General features: G+C 48.3%; 21 protein-coding genes. All 21 read left to right on the plus strand.

Annotated elements, in window-relative coordinates; all coding sequences use genetic code 11:
• The first annotated feature begins 30 nt into the window (after positions 1-30).
• The 21 genes from QZ169_RS00340 to QZ169_RS00440 all read left to right on the plus strand — a co-directional run bounded on the left by QZ169_RS00340 (position 31) and on the right by QZ169_RS00440 (position 17641).
• The gene (locus tag QZ169_RS00340) at positions 31-1389 is read left to right on the plus strand and encodes a cobyrinate a,c-diamide synthase (protein ID WP_295504044.1); all 1359 of its coding nucleotides are present in this window, start codon (positions 31-33) and stop codon (positions 1387-1389) included.
• Position 1390: 1 nt separating this feature from the next.
• On the plus strand, positions 1391-2341 hold the full coding sequence (cbiB, locus tag QZ169_RS00345; RefSeq protein WP_295504047.1) for an adenosylcobinamide-phosphate synthase CbiB: 951 nt from the start codon (positions 1391-1393) through the stop codon (positions 2339-2341).
• Positions 2342-2350: 9 nt separating this feature from the next.
• Complete coding sequence (locus QZ169_RS00350; RefSeq protein WP_002898267.1) at positions 2351-3049, plus strand: cobalt-precorrin-8 methylmutase; 699 nt, start codon at positions 2351-2353, stop codon at positions 3047-3049.
• Positions 3050-3754, plus strand: a complete 705-nt coding sequence (locus QZ169_RS00355; protein ID WP_295504050.1) for a cobalt-precorrin-8 methylmutase — start codon at positions 3050-3052, stop codon at positions 3752-3754. It begins immediately after the preceding gene.
• Positions 3754-4881 carry a cobalt-precorrin-5B (C(1))-methyltransferase CbiD gene (cbiD, locus tag QZ169_RS00360; RefSeq protein WP_009659614.1) on the plus strand — a complete coding sequence of 376 codons (1128 nt, stop codon included), beginning with the start codon at positions 3754-3756 and terminating at the stop codon, positions 4879-4881. The genes QZ169_RS00355 and cbiD overlap by 1 nt, the downstream gene beginning before the upstream one ends.
• Positions 4872-5504, plus strand: coding sequence for a cobalt-precorrin-7 (C(5))-methyltransferase (locus QZ169_RS00365; RefSeq protein ID WP_295504052.1), 633 nt, complete (start codon positions 4872-4874; stop codon positions 5502-5504). The genes cbiD and QZ169_RS00365 overlap by 10 nt, the downstream gene beginning before the upstream one ends.
• Complete coding sequence (locus QZ169_RS00370; RefSeq protein ID WP_295504053.1) at positions 5476-6045, plus strand: decarboxylating cobalt-precorrin-6B (C(15))-methyltransferase; 570 nt, start codon at positions 5476-5478, stop codon at positions 6043-6045. The genes QZ169_RS00365 and QZ169_RS00370 overlap by 29 nt, the downstream gene beginning before the upstream one ends.
• Complete coding sequence (locus QZ169_RS00375) at positions 6045-6818, plus strand: cobalt-precorrin-4 methyltransferase (RefSeq protein ID WP_295504054.1); 774 nt, start codon at positions 6045-6047, stop codon at positions 6816-6818. Before QZ169_RS00370 ends, QZ169_RS00375 begins: the two co-directional genes overlap by 1 nt.
• The gene (gene cbiG, locus QZ169_RS00380; RefSeq protein WP_295504222.1) at positions 6808-7869 is read left to right on the plus strand and encodes a cobalt-precorrin 5A hydrolase; all 1062 of its coding nucleotides are present in this window, start codon (positions 6808-6810) and stop codon (positions 7867-7869) included. Before QZ169_RS00375 ends, cbiG begins: the two co-directional genes overlap by 11 nt.
• 76 nt (positions 7870-7945) lie before the next feature.
• Positions 7946-8671 (plus strand): precorrin-3B C(17)-methyltransferase, encoded by a 726-nt coding sequence (gene cobJ, locus QZ169_RS00385; RefSeq protein ID WP_002917648.1) that lies wholly within the window; start codon positions 7946-7948, stop codon positions 8669-8671.
• Positions 8668-9417: a precorrin-6A reductase gene (gene cobK / locus QZ169_RS00390; RefSeq protein ID WP_223321855.1), complete on the plus strand. Its 750-nt coding sequence runs from the start codon at positions 8668-8670 to the stop codon at positions 9415-9417. Before cobJ ends, cobK begins: the two co-directional genes overlap by 4 nt.
• A gap of 18 nt (positions 9418-9435) precedes the next feature.
• Positions 9436-10875, plus strand: coding sequence for a uroporphyrinogen-III C-methyltransferase (gene cobA, locus QZ169_RS00395; RefSeq protein WP_295504057.1), 1440 nt, complete (start codon positions 9436-9438; stop codon positions 10873-10875).
• 13 nt (positions 10876-10888) lie between these two features.
• Positions 10889-11656 (plus strand): sirohydrochlorin cobaltochelatase, encoded by a 768-nt coding sequence (locus QZ169_RS00400; RefSeq protein ID WP_295504059.1) that lies wholly within the window; start codon positions 10889-10891, stop codon positions 11654-11656.
• A 9-nt stretch (positions 11657-11665) separates the two neighbouring features.
• Positions 11666-12367, plus strand: a complete 702-nt coding sequence (locus tag QZ169_RS00405; RefSeq protein WP_295504062.1) for a cobalt-factor II C(20)-methyltransferase — start codon at positions 11666-11668, stop codon at positions 12365-12367.
• 68 nt (positions 12368-12435) lie between these two features.
• Complete coding sequence (locus tag QZ169_RS00410) at positions 12436-13170, plus strand: energy-coupling factor ABC transporter permease (protein ID WP_002901131.1); 735 nt, start codon at positions 12436-12438, stop codon at positions 13168-13170.
• The gene (locus QZ169_RS00415; RefSeq protein ID WP_002910535.1) at positions 13167-13472 is read left to right on the plus strand and encodes an energy-coupling factor ABC transporter substrate-binding protein; all 306 of its coding nucleotides are present in this window, start codon (positions 13167-13169) and stop codon (positions 13470-13472) included. Before QZ169_RS00410 ends, QZ169_RS00415 begins: the two co-directional genes overlap by 4 nt.
• A gap of 117 nt (positions 13473-13589) precedes the next feature.
• Positions 13590-14264 (plus strand): CbiQ family ECF transporter T component, encoded by a 675-nt coding sequence (locus QZ169_RS00420; RefSeq protein WP_032908916.1) that lies wholly within the window; start codon positions 13590-13592, stop codon positions 14262-14264.
• A gap of 62 nt (positions 14265-14326) precedes the next feature.
• Positions 14327-15142: an energy-coupling factor ABC transporter ATP-binding protein gene (locus tag QZ169_RS00425; protein WP_295504065.1), complete on the plus strand. Its 816-nt coding sequence runs from the start codon at positions 14327-14329 to the stop codon at positions 15140-15142.
• Complete coding sequence (locus tag QZ169_RS00430) at positions 15127-16626, plus strand: cobyric acid synthase (RefSeq protein WP_295504067.1); 1500 nt, start codon at positions 15127-15129, stop codon at positions 16624-16626. The genes QZ169_RS00425 and QZ169_RS00430 overlap by 16 nt, the downstream gene beginning before the upstream one ends.
• Complete coding sequence (locus tag QZ169_RS00435) at positions 16623-17198, plus strand: cob(I)yrinic acid a,c-diamide adenosyltransferase (RefSeq protein WP_002919585.1); 576 nt, start codon at positions 16623-16625, stop codon at positions 17196-17198. The genes QZ169_RS00430 and QZ169_RS00435 overlap by 4 nt, the downstream gene beginning before the upstream one ends.
• Before the next feature lie 11 nt (positions 17199-17209).
• Positions 17210-17641, plus strand: coding sequence for a bifunctional precorrin-2 dehydrogenase/sirohydrochlorin ferrochelatase (locus QZ169_RS00440; protein ID WP_223310298.1), 432 nt, complete (start codon positions 17210-17212; stop codon positions 17639-17641).
• Positions 17642-17655 lie beyond the last annotated feature (14 nt).

Raw genomic sequence — 17655 nt, forward strand, 5'->3', positions numbered from 1 at the left:
TTTTTTATCAGCGAATCTGGAGTAAAAACGATGAAGCAATTTATGCTGGCTGGTGTTTCCAGCGGTGTCGGAAAGACCACAGTTACCCTAGGGATTTTGAAAGCTCTGGCAGACAGAGGCTATCAGGTCCAGCCTTATAAGGTTGGACCAGATTATATTGATACGGCTTACCATAGTCGGATTACCAAGCGGCCGTCGCGGAATGTGGACAGCTTTATGATACCGGATAATCAGAGTCTGGCTTGGTCCTACTACAAATGGCATGGAGACGCAGATGTGGCAGTGGTTGAAGGAGTCATGGGCCTCTTTGATGGTCTGGGAACAGATAAGGACTGTGCGTCCTCTGCTTCTGTTGCTAAGAAGTTGGGTATTCCAGTTGTCTTGATTATCGATGGGAAGGCGACATCCACCTCGGCAGCAGCCATGGTCCATGGCTTTGCGACTTTTGATCCGGATTTGGATATTGCTGGAGTCATTATCAATCGGGTGGCTTCACAGAACCACTATGAACTCATCAAGGGCGCCATAGAGCGGTATACCGATGTTGAAGTTCTGGGTCATCTTCCTAAGAATGCAACAGCAGAGCTGCCATCGCGCCATCTGGGTCTAATCCCTGATGTAGAAATGGATGATTTGGACCATCGATTTGAGGACTTGGGAGCGGCAGCAGCCAAGCATATAAATCTAGACAGGCTGCTGGAAAAGGCAGAACTTCCCGATAAGCGGATGACCAATCCTTTTCATATCCGAAACGATCAGCCCTTGACTTTGGCTTATGCTTTGGATGATGCTTTCCACTTTTACTACGAAGATAATCTAGACTTTTTAAGAGAGCTCAATGTCCAGCTAGTGCCTTTCAGCCCTCTGAAGGATAAGGAATTGCCAGCTGCAGATGCTTATTATTTTGGCGGTGGTTTTCCAGAAGTCTATGCTCAGGAGCTGATGACAAATGCTGATTTCCGGGCTTCGGTTAAGAAAGCTCACGAGCAGGGCCGGCCAATCTACGCAGAATGCGGTGGCCTCATGTATCTGGGAGAGTTGCTGGAAGTAGAGGGTCAGGTCTATGAAATGGTTGGCATTTTCAAGGGCAAGAGCCTGATGACACCCGGCCTAAAAAGCTTTGGTTATTGCCAAGCAGAAACGCAGGGAGACAGTCTTTTTGGTCCTAAAGGTACTGCGGTCAGGGGACATGAGTTTCATCATTCGGTCTTTGAGACGGAGGAAGATACGGTCCTCAAGCTAGAGAAGGTCAGAGACGGTCAGGTCGTAGCTGCCTGGACAGGCGGTTATCAAAAGGGCCGTACCTTTGCCAGCTACCTGCATGTTCATTTTTATCAGGACGAGCAGCTACTGGCCAACTGGCTGAACTATATCAAAGAGGCGAATTGATATGACACTCATTGCAATTTTTCTAGCCGTCTTACTGGACTGGCTGATTGGCGACCCCTATAGCTGGCCTCATCCAGTCAAGTGGATAGGTTCCTATATTTATCTATGCATGCGCTTGCAGGAGAAAAGGCAGTTTTCGCCCTATCTATTTGGCTTTTTCCTCTGGCTGACAACGGTTGCCTTGGCGTTGGGGGTGAGCTACGGGTTACTCTGGTTAGCTGGCCTGGTCCATCCGGTCCTCTACTGGATCGTCTGGATCTATCTGGCCTATGCCAGTCTGGCGGCTAAAAGTCTAGCTTTTGAGGCCCAAAAGGTTTACCATAGGCTCAAGTTTGGCACTTTGGAGGAAGCTAGAAAGCAAGTTGGCATGATTGTCGGCCGTGAAACTTCTCAGCTGACACCAGAGGAAATCAGCAAGGCGACGATTGAGACGGTGGCTGAAAATACTAGCGACGGGGTTATCGGACCGCTGCTCTGCCTCTTTCTAGGTGGCCCCATCTTAGCCATGACATACAAGGCCATCAATACCTTGGACTCCATGGTAGGCTATAAGACGGAGAAATACCACAAAATCGGCTTGATATCTGCCAAGATGGATGATTTGGCCAATCTGATTCCTGCGCGTTTGACTTGGCTTTTCTTGATTCTCAGCAGTCAGATTTTACTGCTGGATGTCAAAGGAGCCCTGCGGATTGGCTGGCGGGATCGCTACCAGCATGCTAGTCCCAACAGTGCTTTTTCAGAGGCAGTTGTAGCTGGAGCTCTGGGCATTCAGCTGGGCGGACCGCACGTCTATCATGGAGAGCTGATTGAGAAGCCAACCATAGGAGAGGATTCCAGACCGGTTGCGGCGGATGATATTCAGACGGCTATCTCTCTGCTTTATACAAGCACCATGACAAGTTTAATCTTGTTCACTCTTTTTTATTTAGTAAAGCAAGCATATTTCTAGGAGTATACTATGACATATATCCAAAATCCTTCCTCTATCGAGGAAAAGAGTTTTCAAATTATTCAGTCTATGATTACTGAAAAAGATCCCGATTACGTCTTCCATTCGGAAATGGAAGAATCCATTATTAAGAGGGCTATCCATACGACGGGAGATTTCGATTATCTCTATACTATGCGATTTGAGCATGATGTCCTAAAAAAAATAGAAGAGGTAATCAGAGCTAAGGGGACCATTCTGCTGGACTCTAATATATCTCTCAATGGGATTAATAAGCGCGTGCTTGACCAGCTGGGTGTGAGCTACCGCTGTTTGATCAGCGATGAAGAAGTGGTTGCGCTGGCTAAGGAAAAGCAGATTACCAGAGCTATGGCAGCGGTTGAGATAGCAGCTAAGATTGAAGGTCCTAAAGTATTTGCCTTCGGTGGTGCTCCTACTGCCTTGTCTTATCTGATTGAGCTGGCAGATCAGGGATTGGTAGAAGCGGATGCAGTGATTGGGGTTCCAGTCGGCTTTATCAATGTCGAAGAGTCAAAAGAAGAACTGCTTCAGTCAGGTCTTCCGGCCCTTGTCAATCTCGGCAGAAAAGGCGGCAGCACGATTGTAGTAGCCATTATCAATGCCATTATCTACCAGCTGAGAGAAGTGGTGACGGATGACTATGTCCGCTACTCTACACCATCCAGTAAAGAAGGAGGAAAGAACTAGATGTCCTATCTAAAAGCAGCGCACAAGATTGAAGAAGCTAGTTTCAGTAAGATTCAGGAAATTATTGACCAAGAGCATCCAGATATTCATTTTTCGGATCCTTTTGAAGAGGCAGTGCTCAAGCGGGTTGTCTTTACCAGTGCAGACTTTGACTACCTCTACAATATCAAGTTTTCCAATCAGGTGATTGAGAAAATTCTCTACGTCCTCCGAAACAAGGGCACCATTTTTACAGATACAACCATGGTCTTGGGTGGTTTTAATAAAAAACTGCTGGATGACTTAGGTGTTTCCTATCGCTGTCTGGTCAATGAGCCAGCAGTCTTTCAGGAAGCTAAGGAAAAAGGAATTACTCGCTCCATGGCTGCTGTAGAATATGCAGCTAAAGTGGATGCTCCAAAACTGTTTGTCTTCGGGAATGCTCCAACGTCTATCTTCAAGGTTTTGGATATGGTCGAAGAAGGAAGCTTGCAGCCGGATGCGGTTGTCGGGGTTCCAGTCGGATTTGTCGGAGCGGCAGAATCCAAGCTCAAGCTCCATGAAAGTCCTGTGCCTTCTATTGCGGCACTGGGCCAAAAAGGCGGCAGTACCATTGCAGCAGCTGTGGTCAATGCCATTCTCTACCAGCTCAAGCTAGGCACTACGGACTATGAGCGTTACAGTGTTTCAGATAAAAAGCAGGCTCCGGAGAAAGGAGAGGGCTAATGATGGATGAATACGCTTATGTCAATGGAAAGAAATTAAGAAAAGGTTTTACAACTGGTACTTGTGCGACGGCAGCGACTGTTGCAGCCTTGAGCATGATCTTAAATCAGGAAAGAGAAGAAAAGGTTACTGTTCATACGGCTTCAGGTGTGGAAGTGACAATGGATGTTCACAATCCTTCCTTTGGAACAGAAGAAGCGACAGCGGCCATTGAAAAAGATGGCGGTGATGATGCGGATGCGACACATGGTCTCTTGATTTATTCGACCGTGACCCTTTTGCCAGATCAGACGGAAATCGAGATTGACGGAGGTCAGGGCGTCGGGCGCGTGACCGAGAAGGGGCTGGCCTGTGATGTCGGCATGGCAGCCATCAATCCGACTCCTAGACGGATGATTGAGCAGCATGTCCGTGAGATTATCGGTCCCAACTGTGGAGCACGGGTTATCATTTCCGTTCCTGGCGGCGAAGAAACGGCCAAGCTGACCTACAATTCCAGACTAGGTATTGTAGGCGGTATTTCAATCTTGGGAACGACAGGGATTGTCAATCCTATGTCCGAGGATAGCTGGAAGGCGTCCATAACGATCGAGTTAACCATGCTCTATAATCAAGGACATCGCTCAGTCGTCTTGGTGCCAGGGAATTACGGTGAAGATTTTGCTACTAATACTGTGGGGATTCCAGCTGGGCGCATCGTCAATATGAGTAACTTTGTCGGCCATGTCCTCAAAGAAGTCCAGCGCATCGGATTTACCAAGGTTTTGATGATCGGTCACATGGGCAAGTTTGTCAAAGTGGCGGCTGGGATTTTCTCTACCCACAGCAAGGACTCGGATGCCCGTATGGAAACGCTGGTGGCTAATCTAGCCCTGATGGGGGCGCCCATGGAGCTGCTGGAAAAGGTTGACAAGTGCTTGACGACCGAGGCAGCTGGGACAGCCATTAAAGAATTTTCTTACGAGGGGGTCTATCAGGTCTTGGCAGATAAGATCAAGGCTAGAAGTGAGCGCCTGCTCCGCTATCGTAAGCCAGAAGTCAGTATTGAAGTGGTCGTCTTTGGGACTGAGGAAGGCTATTTGGCATCAACCCAGCCTTTAGAGCAGATAAAGGAGGAATGGACATGATTTATGTTATCGGAATTGGTCCGGGAGATCCGAGCTATGGTCTTCTGGGACAGGAAGCCTATTTTGAAAAGGCTGACCGCATTTTAGGCAGCGAGCGGCATTTAGAAATTTTGCCACCTACTTATAAGGATAAGGGCCTAGTCCCGCCTAAAAAATTAGCCGCGCTGGCGGAATTGCTGGGGAGCTTTGGTGAGGATGAGGAAATTTTATATCTGGCCTCAGGCGACCCGCTGATTTACGGTTTGGGCAAATGGCTATCAGAGAAGTTTAAGGGGCGCGTAGTTATCTCGCCAGGTATCAGCGCCATGCAGTATCTGGCCAGCAGAATTGCCTTGCCCATGAACGATGCTTATCTGACGAGCAGCCATGCTAAGGAGCCTAACTTTGACTTGATTATGAGTTTGTCAAAAGTCTTTATGGTGACCGATCAGAAAGTTGGCCCCTACGAGATTGCTCAAGAGGCAGTTAAAAGAGGCTTAGATAAGGTGCTAGTCATCGGTGAGCAGCTGAGTTATGAAGACGAGCGTATTACCATTCTGCCTGCGAGTGAGGTAGAAGATAGAGAATATGAAATGAATGTGGTGGTGGTGTTAGATGAGGGATTCGGAATTTATCAGGGCTAAGGTCCCAATGACTAAGGAAGAAGTCAGAGCCATCAGTTTGGATAAGTTGGAGCTGCATCGAGCCAAGCGCATGCTAGATGTCGGCTCTGGAACTGGCAGTGTCACGATTCAGGCAGCCCGAACCTATCCAGAACTGGAAGTAGTGGCAGTGGAGCGAAATGAAGACGCGGTGGCCTTGACGCAGGAGAATATCCAGCACTTTGGCTGCCACAATGTCCGTCTCCATCAAGGACTAGCTCCGATTGAGCTGGAAGGCAGCTTTGATGCCATTTTTGTCGGAGGAACCGGGGGCAATATGCAGGAGATTTTCGACTGGTGTGCCCAGCTCATGGAGCCGGGCGGTCGGCTGGTCTTGAACTTTATCCTGCTGGAGAATGCTCTGGAAGCAGCTCAAATAGCGGAGCAGATGGACTGGGAGGATTTAGAGATTGTCTCCGTTCAGGCTAGTCGCTGGACAGCTATAGGTAAGGGGCACTACTTCAAGCCTCAGAATCCGACTATTATCGTTTCCTGTAAGAGAAAAGAAAGAGAGGCTAATTGATGTCCAAAGTACATTTTGTTGGAGCAGGCCCAGGTGACGTGGAGCTGATTACGCTCAAAGGTTACAAGCAACTATCTGAGGCTGATGTGGTCATTTACGCAGGCTCCTTGGTCAATCCAGATCTGCTGAACTACTGTAAGGAAGGGGCTGAAATTCACGACAGCGCCGGCATGCACTTGATGGAAATCATCGATGTCATGGAGGCTAGCGTCAAGGCTGGTAAAGATGTGGTCCGCCTGCAGACGGGAGATTTCTCCATCTACGGCTCCATTCGAGAGCAGATCGAAGAGATGAAGAAGCGGGGCATAGAGTTTGACTGTACGCCGGGCGTCAGCTCTTTTCTGGGAGCTGCTTCCAGTATTGGGGCAGAGTATACTGTACCAGAGGTTTCTCAAAGCCTCATCATCACTCGGATGGCTGGCCGGACGCCTGTGCCAGATCGGGAATCCCTGAAAAGCTATGCTCAGCACCGGACATCTATGGCTATCTTCCTGTCCGTTCAAGGCATTGAAAAGGTCGTCAGCGAGCTGATTGAGGGTGGCTATCCTCCAGAAACGCCTGTGGCTGTCATTTACAAGGCTACTTGGCCGGATGAAAAGAAGGTCTTTGGCGATTTGACAAACATTGCTGAGAAAGTCAAGGAAGCTAAGATTAGAAAGACAGCTTTGATTTTGGTCGGTGACTTTTTAGGTCAGGAATTCTACTATTCTAAGCTCTACCATGCAGATTTTCAGCATGAGTTTAGACGGGGGAAGAGCAGCCATGCCAAGTGATTCTCAAGCCCGCTACGCAATCGCAACTGTGACAGCGGTCGGCAAGGACTTGGCTCTGACTCTGCGGGAGAAGCTGGGCAAGGAAATCCCTATCTATACGACGCCTCGATTGGCAGATGACAGGGTAATTGCCATTGAAGGACGAGTGGTTGAGGCACTTGGTCAGCTCTTTCAAGAAGTGGATGTCCTCATTTGTATCATGGCTATCGGGGCAGTTGTGCGAGCTATTGCTCCAGTCTTGAAAGACAAGGCGAGCGATCCAGCAGTAGTGGTCATGGATGAGAAAGCGACGAATGTCATCAGCCTGCTGAGCGGGCATCTAGGCGGAGCCAATCAAGTGACGCGAGACATCGCAGAATTGCTCGGTTCCAATCCTGTTATCACGACAGCAACGGATGTGCAGAATGTAACAGCTCTGGACAATCTGGCTCAGTCGGTCAATGGCTGGCGACCGGAATTGAGAGAATTTATCAAACCTTTCAACAGCTATCTAGGCAGCGGCCGAACCGTCTATTTCTATCAGGAAAAGGACTGGGTTACCGACCTTCGCGGTCTGACTCTGGTGGATGAGGAAGACCTTGTGGCTGTTCTCAAGGGAAGGGAACCACTGATTCTGCTGACTGCAGAAAAAAAGGTCCTTCAAAGAGAAAATCTAGTTATCATCTATCCCCAACCCTATATCTTAGGAGTTGGTGCTAGAAAGGATGTGGCTCCAGCTGTCTTCCGAGAAGGCTTTGAGGAATTCTGTCAACAGCAGGGGATTTCTGCCAGTGAGATTTCCAAAATTGTCAGCATTGATGTCAAGAAGGATGAAGCAGCCATTCTGGCCTTGGCTGAGGAATTGGGCTGTCCCTTTGAGACCTTTAGCAAGGAGGAGCTGTCTGTCGTAGCAGACCGCTATCCTCAGTCAGAATTTGTCAAAAAGACAGTCGGAGTCGGCAGTGTCGCCTTGGCCAGCGCAGATCTGGCCAGTCAGGGCCAAGTCCTGACAGAGCGCTTTGCCAAGAACGGCTGTACCTATGCGCTTGCAAAAGCAATAACCAAAAAGTAAACCAAAAAGAGCAGACGGTCTTATGAACCAACTGCCCTTCTAAAATTTTATCATACCCATAAAGGAGAAAAAATATATGTTATACGTTATCGGATTAGGCCCAGGTAAAGAAGAATTGATGTCACAAGAAGCATTGGCTGCTATAGCCGATTGTGAAATTATCGTCGGCTACTCGACTTATATGCGATTGATTCTTGATTTGGTCAAGGACAAGGAACTCGTAGCGAATGGTATGCGCCAGGAAATCGACCGTTGTCAAAAGGCCATTGATTTGGCTAGAGAGACTGGCAAAAATGTCGGAGTTGTTTCCAGTGGAGATGCCGGAGTCTATGGAATGGCTGGCTTGATTTTAGAATTGCTGGGAGATGCCAGTGATGTAGAAGTTAAGGTGGTTCCAGGTATTACAGCTAGTCTGGGTGCTGCTGCAGTTATGGGTGCTCCCCTCATGAACGACTTCTGTCATATCAGTCTGAGTGACTTGATGACGCCTTGGGAAATGATTGAGAAGCGTCTGCATGCCGCAGCTCAAGGTGACTTTGTAGTCTGCCTCTACAACCCTCGGAGTAAGGGACGTCCAGACCATTTGGCAAAAGCACTTTCTATCATGTCTGAGTACAAGTCAGAGGATACCATTGTCGGTATCGGTAAGGACATTGGCCGTAAGGATGAGGAAATCATCTTGACGACTATCAAAGATTTGGATGAGACTTTGGTAGATATGACGACAATCGTTATCGTTGGTAACAAAGAAACTTATGTTAAAAACGGACGCATGATCACACCTCGAGGATATACTTTATGATGAAATTACTGCTGGGAGGGACATCCGACAGCACCGCTATTTTAGAAGTGCTTGACCGCTTGAAAATCAATGTGACCAGCTCTGTTGTCACAGACTACGGCCGGCACTTGGCTTCCAAATTCGGCCAGCCGGTCATTCAGGGCCGGCTGACAGCCGAGGACATGGTTGCCTTTATCAAAGAGAATGATGTGGATGAAATCATTGATGCAACCCATCCTTTTGCGGACATTGTGTCCAAGGAAGCCATTCGGGCGGCAGAGATGGCTGGTGTATCTTACCTGCGCTTTGAGCGTCAGGCGACCTTGGATTTGAGCGGAGCCATCGTGGTGCATTCGACCCAAGAAGCGATTGATGAGATTGCCAAGCGCGGCTACAAGACTGTTTATCTAGGAACAGGCAGCAAGACCCTGCCGCTCTTTGTCAATGGGCTGCCAGAGCAGCGGATTGTTGTTCGCGTTCTGCCGACTTCGGAAGTGCTTCTGGCTTGTGAGCAGCTGGGACTGGTAGCGGATCAGATTGATGCGATTAAGGCTCCATTTTCCAAAGAGTGTAATAAAGAGCTCTTACTGCGCTCGGGAGCAGATGTCTTTGTTTCCAAGGAGAGCGGTACCGTCGGTGGTATTCGTGAAAAGATTGATGGCTGTCAAGAGCTGGGGATGGACTGCATTATCATCTCTCGGCCAATTGTGGCCTATCCGCAGATGGTTTCTAGCTTAGAAGAGCTAGAGGCTTATCTGACAAAATAGCTAATAAAAGGAGAAAAAATGTCCGGTTTAGTAACATTACTGGGAGCAGGTCCAGGCGATGCGGAGTTGTTGACCCTCAAAGGCAAGAGACGTCTTCAAGAAGCAGATGTATTGGTCTTTGACCGTTTAGTCAATCAAGAGCTCTTTCAGCATCTAAAGTCTGACTGCGAAAAGATAGATGTCGGCAAAAAGCCAGGCCAGCCTTGCATCCGACAGGAAGAAATTGAAAAGATTCTTATCGAAAAAGCCCGTCAGGGCAAGCGGGTAGTCCGCCTCAAGAGTGGCGATCCCTATATCTTTGGCCGAGGCGGAGAAGAAGGAGTCAAGCTGGTGGAAGCTGGTGTGGACTTTGAAGTGGTTCCAGGCATCACCTCTGCTGTGGCTGGTCTGACCTATGCAGGGATTCCTATGACTTATCGGGATGTAGCGACTAGCTTCCATGTCTTTACTGCCCATCTCAAAGATGAGACAGAAATGCTCAATTGGGAAGCCATTTCTGAGCTCAAAGGAACCTTGGTCTTCCTCATGGGCATGAAAAATCTGCCTTCCATCGTCCAAGAGCTGACGGCTAGAGGCTATGGCAAGGACAAGCCAGCCGCCATCGTTGAATGGGGAACCCATCCTCAGCAGCGCTCGGTGGACGGAACCTTGGGCAACATCGTAGAACTAGCAGAAGCTGCGGACTTTAAAGCACCTAGTGTCATCGTGGTAGGTGATGTCGTAGCCTATAGACAGCAGCTAAATTTCCATGAGAATCTGCCGCTTTTCGGCCGGAAAATCTTCATCCAGCAATCAGAGACTGGCAGACTTCCTCGTTTGCTCAGGGATGCTGGAGCTGCGCTGACCACTTTCCCTGCTCGAGATTTGGTTGAAGAGTTAGACTTGCAGCTGCCGGACTTGGAGCAAGTAGACGGTCTCCTCTTTGCAGACATGCAGAGCTGGCCGCTCTTCTTGAAAGCCCTCCGCAAGGCAGGCAAAGACTTGCGCAGTCTGCCGCACATCCGCTTTGCAGCTATTGGTCATCATACGGCTAAGTCTATCGAAGCGAGCGGCATTGTGCTGGATCGGATGACGCCTCAGCAGTCGGATACGGATTTCGCGGCTGCTCTGGAAAAAGAAGGCGGCAACTGGTATATTCTGACAGCTGAGCATAAGAAAGCCAGTCTAGCAGAACTCTATTCCCTGCCGATTATTGCTAGCCATAGGCTGGCCTTTGACAGTCAGATTAACAGTGCCAATTGGTCAGAGATTGAAGTTGTCTGTCTTCCGAACTCTGCTGCGGCCATGAACTTTGTCGCAGCCAGTCAAGAAGCTGGATTTGACTGGAAGGAAGTTCCTATCGTTGTCATGGGTGCCAGCACGCGGGCTGTTTTAGAGGAAGCAGGCTTTAGCAAGATTGTTGAGACAGATGAAGCGACCATCGCTTCCATCATCGATAAATGTCGGGAAATTCTCTGAAAGGATGCAGGTCATGAGTAAAGCTATAGTAGTAGTCAGTTTCGGAACGACCTATCCCGAGACCAGACGCAAAACAATCGAGGCTTGTGAGCAGGCTATTCAGGAACATTTTCCAGACTATCCGGTCCACCGAGCTTTTACCTCAAATGTCGTTAGACGGCGGATTAAGAAGCAGGAAGGGCTAGATATTCCTACGGTCAAAGAGGTGTTAGAGCAGCTCTTGGAAGCGGGCACTGAGGAGGTCTATATCCAGCCTCTCCATGTCATTTTGGGCAGCGAGTATGAAAAGATTCTTGCCCAAGCCAAAGAGTTTGAATCAGCTTTTAAAAAGCTGGTCGTTGCCAAGCCTCTGCTCAACAGTCAGGAAGACTATGAGGCTGTCAAGGATATTCTGCTGGAACGGTATGGCCATGAGGGGCAAGATGCAGCAACAGTTTTGATGGGCCATGGCAGTCAGCATTATGCTTTTACAGCTTATGCGGCCTTGGATCATATGATGAAAGGAAACTCAGTCTATATCGGATGTGTAGAGAGTTATCCTCCGGTTGAGTTGATTGAGCAGGAACTAAAAGAAAAGGGTGTTCGAGAAGTGCATCTAGCACCTTTCATGTTGGTGGCGGGCGACCATGCGACCAATGATATGAGCTCGGATGAGGAAGGGTCTTGGTATCACTTCTTCAAGGAGCAGGGATATGAAGTCAAGGCTCATCTGGTTGGTCTGGGCGAATACCCTGAAGTTCAACAGCTCTACATCCAGCACTTAGAAGAAATCATCGAATAGGAGGAAGGAATGGCAAAATTTTACGGAATTGGTGTGGGACCGGGTGATAGCGAGCTAGTGACTATCAAGGCCAGTCGGCTTTTGGAAGACTTAGATATTCTCTATACACCAGAGGCTAAGAAGGGGAGCAAGAGCTTTGCATTAGGTATTGCAGATCCTTACCTGAAAGAGCATTTGGAAATCAAGCAGCGGCATTTCCCTATGGTTCGTTCCAATTCGACCAAAGAAGTCCAATGGCAGGCCATCTCTGCTGAAATCGCAGAGGATGTCAAGTCTGGCAAGAATGTCGGCTTTATCACACTGGGTGACCCCATGGTCTACAGCACTTATAGCTATCTGCTGGCTCTGCTGGAAAAGGAAATCGACTGTCAGACTATCCCTGGTATCACCTCTTTCTGCAGCATGGCTTCCGAGCTAGGTCAGCCCCTGACCATGGATGAGGAGTCTCTGGCGGTCATGCCGGCTACGGCTTCTGCTGAGAAGATTGAGGCGGCGCTTGAGCTGCATGACTCGATTGTGATCATGAAGGTGGCCAATCACCTAGATACTGTCCTGCCCCTTCTCGAAAAGCTCGGTCTCTTGCAGCAGACTTTTATGGTTAGTAATTCTTCGACGGATAAGCAGCAGACTCTGCTGGGCCTAGAAGGAATCACACCAGAAACCAAGCTGCCTTATTTTACTACCTTCCTCGTGAAAAAGAAGATTTTTTAATATCAGAACCCATGTTCATGGATAGGCATTCATCCTTTTGAGCTTAGGTTCTTAGTAAAGGAAAAAACATGAAACTATTGAAAAATAAAAAAGTAACTTTTGTGGCCTTGTTGGCTATTTTGGCGGTACTGAGTACCCAGTCTGTGTCAGCTATGCATATCATGGAAGGCTATCTTCCACTCTTTTGGTGTATCTTCTGGTTCGCCGTATTCCTGCCTTTCTTTGTAGTAGGCTTAATGCGCATCAAGAAAATCGTTGCAGAGGATCCAAATTCCAAGACCATGCTGGCCTTGTCTGGTGCCTTTATCTTTATCCTATCTTCTTTGAAGATTCCTTCTGTGACAGGATCCAGCTCGCATCCGACTGGGGTTGGTCTGGGGACTGCTATGTTTGGTCCATCCGTTATCAGCGTTTTGGGAACCATCTGCTTGCTCTTCCAAGCCCTTCTCTTAGCTCACGGCGGCTTGACAACTCTGGGTGCCAATGCTTTCTCAATGGCAGTGGTTGGTCCATTTGTCGGTTATTTCGTTTATAAGTTTGCTAAATCCATCAAGCTGTCTACGCCAGTATCTATCTTTATCTGTGCTGTGATTGCGGACTTGGCGACTTATGCGACAACTTCTATCCAGCTCGGTTTGGTCTTCCCAGATGCTAACAGCGGTTTTGTTGGTTCTGCACTGAAGTTCATGGGTGTCTTCTTGACCACTCAAATCCCAATTGCCATCGTAGAAGGATTGCTGACAGTTGTCCTCTATAACTTAATCTCAGAAAATGTCAAAGAAAGAGCAGGTCTGTTCAAATGAAAAAATATAAGAATCTCATCTTGATCTTGGCTGCAGTAGCAGTCACTCTAGCTGCCTTTATCTTTGCCCCTAAGGGTGTGGAATACAGTGGAACAGATGACGCTGCTGAAAAAACTATTAGTTCTATCCAAAAGGACTACGAGCCTTGGTTTTCACCGATTTTTGAGCCAGCTGGTCCAGAAGTAGAAAGTCTGCTCTTTACCCTGCAAGGCAGTATCGGAGCGGGGATCATCTTCTATGTTATTGGCTACCACAAAGGGAAAAAACAAGGCCAACAAAAGGAAGTTTCTGAACATAAATAAAAGCCTTCAACAGTAAGAGCGAGCTCTGGTTCTTGATAGCGATTAAGCCTGTCTGGGACTGGAGTTGCTCTGTTCTGGGAGGTATTGCAAAACATAGCTAGAAAGGAGAGCTACCTCATGTTTGCGATTGATAAATACGCCTATCAAAACCGGTTGAAAAATCTGCCGGTTGCTTATAAATTTGTCATCTATGTACTCTTGTTAGCTGTCAGTTTTTCTGGTGTCAGGAGTCTGCAGCTAGGGCTCATTGTCTTGGTGGCGCCTCTGACTTGCTATCTAGCTCGGCTTCCGTGGTTGCGCTATCTAAAGTGGTATCTGCACGCCAGTATTTTTATTCTGATTAGTCTCTTGACCTTTGTCTTGACCTATCAGAATAATCAGGAACAGCTCTTGCTGGCCTTGCCTTTAGGTCAGGGTTATCTGGGCATCAGCCAATCCTCTGTCCAGCAGACCATTTTTATCCTTTTGCGCATCTACTCATCCTTGGTTTCGACTTATTTCTTTGTCCTGACGGTACCTTTTGCTCAGATGCTGCGGCTTTTTAAAGCCATGCACGTCCCGCGGGTACTGCTAGACTTGATTGTCCTCATGTATCGCTTCATTTTCCTGGTCTTCTATGAGTTTGTGACCATTCGGGATACCTTGGACTTGAAATTCTCCTTTTACAATAAAAGGAAGCAACACCAGGCTTGGGGTAGATTAGCCAATACTCTCTTTGTCAAACTGCTGGATGATAATCAGCATTTAAATGAGGTGCTGACGCTAAGATTTGATGCAGAGCACAGTGAATAATGAAAGCGCATTTACAAGAAGACTGCTTTTATACTATAATGGAAAGTAGATAGGAAACTCAGATGTTACAAGTGAAGAATATTTCTTTTGCGTATGACGAAAATCCAACGCTGCACGATATTTCTATGGACTTCGAAGAGGGCCGGATTACCGGTATTTTGGGCGTTAACGGCTCAGGTAAGTCTACCATCATGAAAATCATCACCCGCCTGCTCAAACCGCAGAAGGGCAGCATTTTATATGATGGTCAGCCTGTGGGCGACTCTAAGAAGGCCTTGTTTCAGTATCGGCAGCATGTCAATATGGTCTTTCAGAATCCAGAGCAGCAGCTCTTTTATACCATTGTGAAGGACGATATTGGCATGGCCTTGGAAAATTTAGGCTATGAAGAAGACGAGATAGCAAGCAGAGTCGCAACGGCTTTAGAGATGATGGACATCTCTCATCTGCAAGACAGACCCTTGCAGTATCTGAGCTACGGTCAGAAAAAACGGGTGGCTATTGCAGGTATGCTGGCCCTGCAGCCAAAGTATCTGCTGCTTGATGAGCCGACAGCTGGACTGGATCCAAAAGGGCGGGACCAGATGGCTGCGACTATGAAAAAGCTAGTCCAGGCTGGAACCAACATCATCGTATCCAGCCATGATATGGATCTGATGTATGATTGCTGTGACTATGCCTATCTGCTGCAGAAGGGGCATTTGATCGCACAGGGCAGCAAGTTTGATTTCTTCCAGCAGGGAGATTTGCTAATAGAGGCAGGCTTGGCTGTACCTTGGATTGTCAAGCTTCATCAGACTATCCAGACGCCACTGGCAGAAAATGAAGCTGCTTTCTTTGAGCAGCTAGGAGGAAATGGGAAATGGTCAAATCATTGATGGTACAGGGGACTGCCTCAGATGCTGGGAAGAGCATTATTGCGGCGGGACTCTGTCGGATTTTTAAGCAGGATGGCCTAGAAGTGGTGCCTTTTAAGTCGCAGAATATGGCGCTTAATTCCTTTATTACCAAAAAAGGAGATGAAATGGGCCGGGCTCAGGTCGTTCAGGCTGAGGCAGCTGGCAAAGAGCCGGATGTCCGCATGAATCCAGTCCTGCTCAAACCCACCTCTGACCGCAAGTCCCAAGTTGTTTTTCTAGGACGAGTACTGCGGGATATGGATGCTGTCGAATACCATGAGTACAAGCAGCAGCTCCTGCCTAAGATTAAGGAAGTCTATGAGGAGTTGGGTGCTGAAAATGATATCATCGTCATCGAGGGTGCTGGCAGTCCAGCTGAAATCAATCTCAATGACCGAGACATTGTCAATATGGGCATGGCCAAGCTGGTCGATGCGCCAGTGATTTTAGTGGCGGATATTGATAAGGGAGGTGTCTTTGCCTCTATCTACGGAACAATTGAGCTTATGCCGCCTGAGGACCGCAAGCGAATCAAGGGTGTTATTATCAATAAATTCCGAGGCGATGTGGCCCTGCTGCAGTCCGGTATTGACATGATTGAGGAGCTGACCCAGGTGCCGGTCATCGGAGTCGTGCCTTATGCCCAGCTGGATATTGACAGTGAAGACAGTGTGGCATTGGTACAGAAAAGCCGGCGCTTTGATAGCAGAAAGAGTCTAGACATCGCAGTTGTCAGCCTCAAGCGCCTGTCCAACTTTACGGATTTTCACAGTCTAGAAATCCAACCAGATGTTTCTGTCCGCTATGTCCAGCCGGGAGATGCAATCGGCCGGCCGGATCTCTTGATTCTGCCGGGCAGCAAAAACACTATCGAAGACATGAACTATCTGCGAGAGTCTGGTCTTGAAGCCGAGATTCTCGAGTGTCTGGAGCAAGGCGTGCGAATCTTTGGTATCTGCGGCGGCTATCAGCTGCTGGGACAAAAGATTAGCGATCCCCTTCACCTAGAGTCTGACTTAGATGAGATTAGCGGTCTAGGTATTTTAGAGACAGAGACGGTGCTTCAGCCGGTCAAGAGGACGACTCAGGTCAGAGCCCTGCATGAGGGGCAAGAGCTAGAGGGTTACGAGATTCACATGGGAGAAACCAAGCTGGCGGATAGTCTGGAGGCATTCTCCATCATCAAGGAGCAAAATGGTGAAGCAACCGAGCGACTAGATGGAGCAGTGGCTTATGGCGGGCAGGTGCAGGGGACCTACCTTCATGGGGTCTTTGACAATCTAGAATGGACTCGTCAGTATCTGAATGAACTTCGTCTGGCTAAGGGCTTAGAACCCCTAGAGGACCAGCTTGTCAGTATCAAAGACTTTAAAGACAGAGAGTATGATAAGTTGGCAGACGTCCTGCGCCAGTCTTTGGATATGGAGCAGATTTATCAAATCATCAACAGAGAAGAAAAATGAGAATTTATACGAAATACGGTGACAAGGGCTTTACACGGCTCTACGGTGGGGATCGAGTATCCAAGACTCATATTCGGGTCGAAGCTTATGGAACGATGGATGAGCTATGCTCTCATCTAGGCTATGTCGTATCTGAGATGCGTGACTATCCGATCTTGGACGACCTGCGTCTGGAATGCGAGGAAATCCAGCAGCATCTATTTGACTGCGGCAGCGACTTGGCTACACCGAGGGAACTGCGTCCCTACAAGCAGGAGCCAGCCAATGTCAGCTGGTTGGAGGAGCGGATGGATGAGTATATGCATATCCCTCCTAAAATCGACCGCTTTATCATCCCGGGCGGCCATCGGATTGCGAGTCTCCTGCATGTGGCCCGCACCATGACCAGACGCTTAGAGCGGCGCATGGTAGCTGTTATAGAAGCAGAAGAAGCGGTCAATGAGGTAGGATTGATCTACATCAACCGTTTGTCGGATTACTTTTTTGTACTGGCTCGCTTGGTCAATGACCGTCTAGAGGAGCCAGATACAGTCTACAAACGCAGCGCAAAAATCTTTCGGGAAAAGAAATAGGAGAAGCCAGCATGTATCCAGTCATGATTAATATCAGAGAGAAGAAAGTCGTGGTAGTGGGAGGCGGCAAGGTCGCAGCGCGGAAGATTAAGACCCTGCTGGCTGAGCAGGCTGCTGTGACAGTGGTCAGTCCGACTCTGCATACTGATATTCCGCAGGCGGAGATCCAGTGGCTAGCTAGACCCTACCAGACAGGCGATTTGGAAGGCGCTAAGCTGGTCTTTGCCTGTACAGATCAGGAGGAAGTTAACCGTCAGATTATGGAGGAGGCGGCACCCAGTCAGCTGGTGAACAATACGGGCGACAAGACCTTCTCTGACTTTTATAATGTAGCCATTGCGCGAAAGAAGGACGTATCTGTCATGATCTCGACCAATGGTCTCTCGCCCAGCCGTTCCAAGGAGATTCGCAAGAAGATAGAAGCAATTTTAGACCAACTTTAAAAGAAGGAAAGAAG

Source organism: uncultured Streptococcus sp. (assembly GCF_905372115.1).
Taxonomy (GTDB): domain Bacteria; phylum Bacillota; class Bacilli; order Lactobacillales; family Streptococcaceae; genus Streptococcus.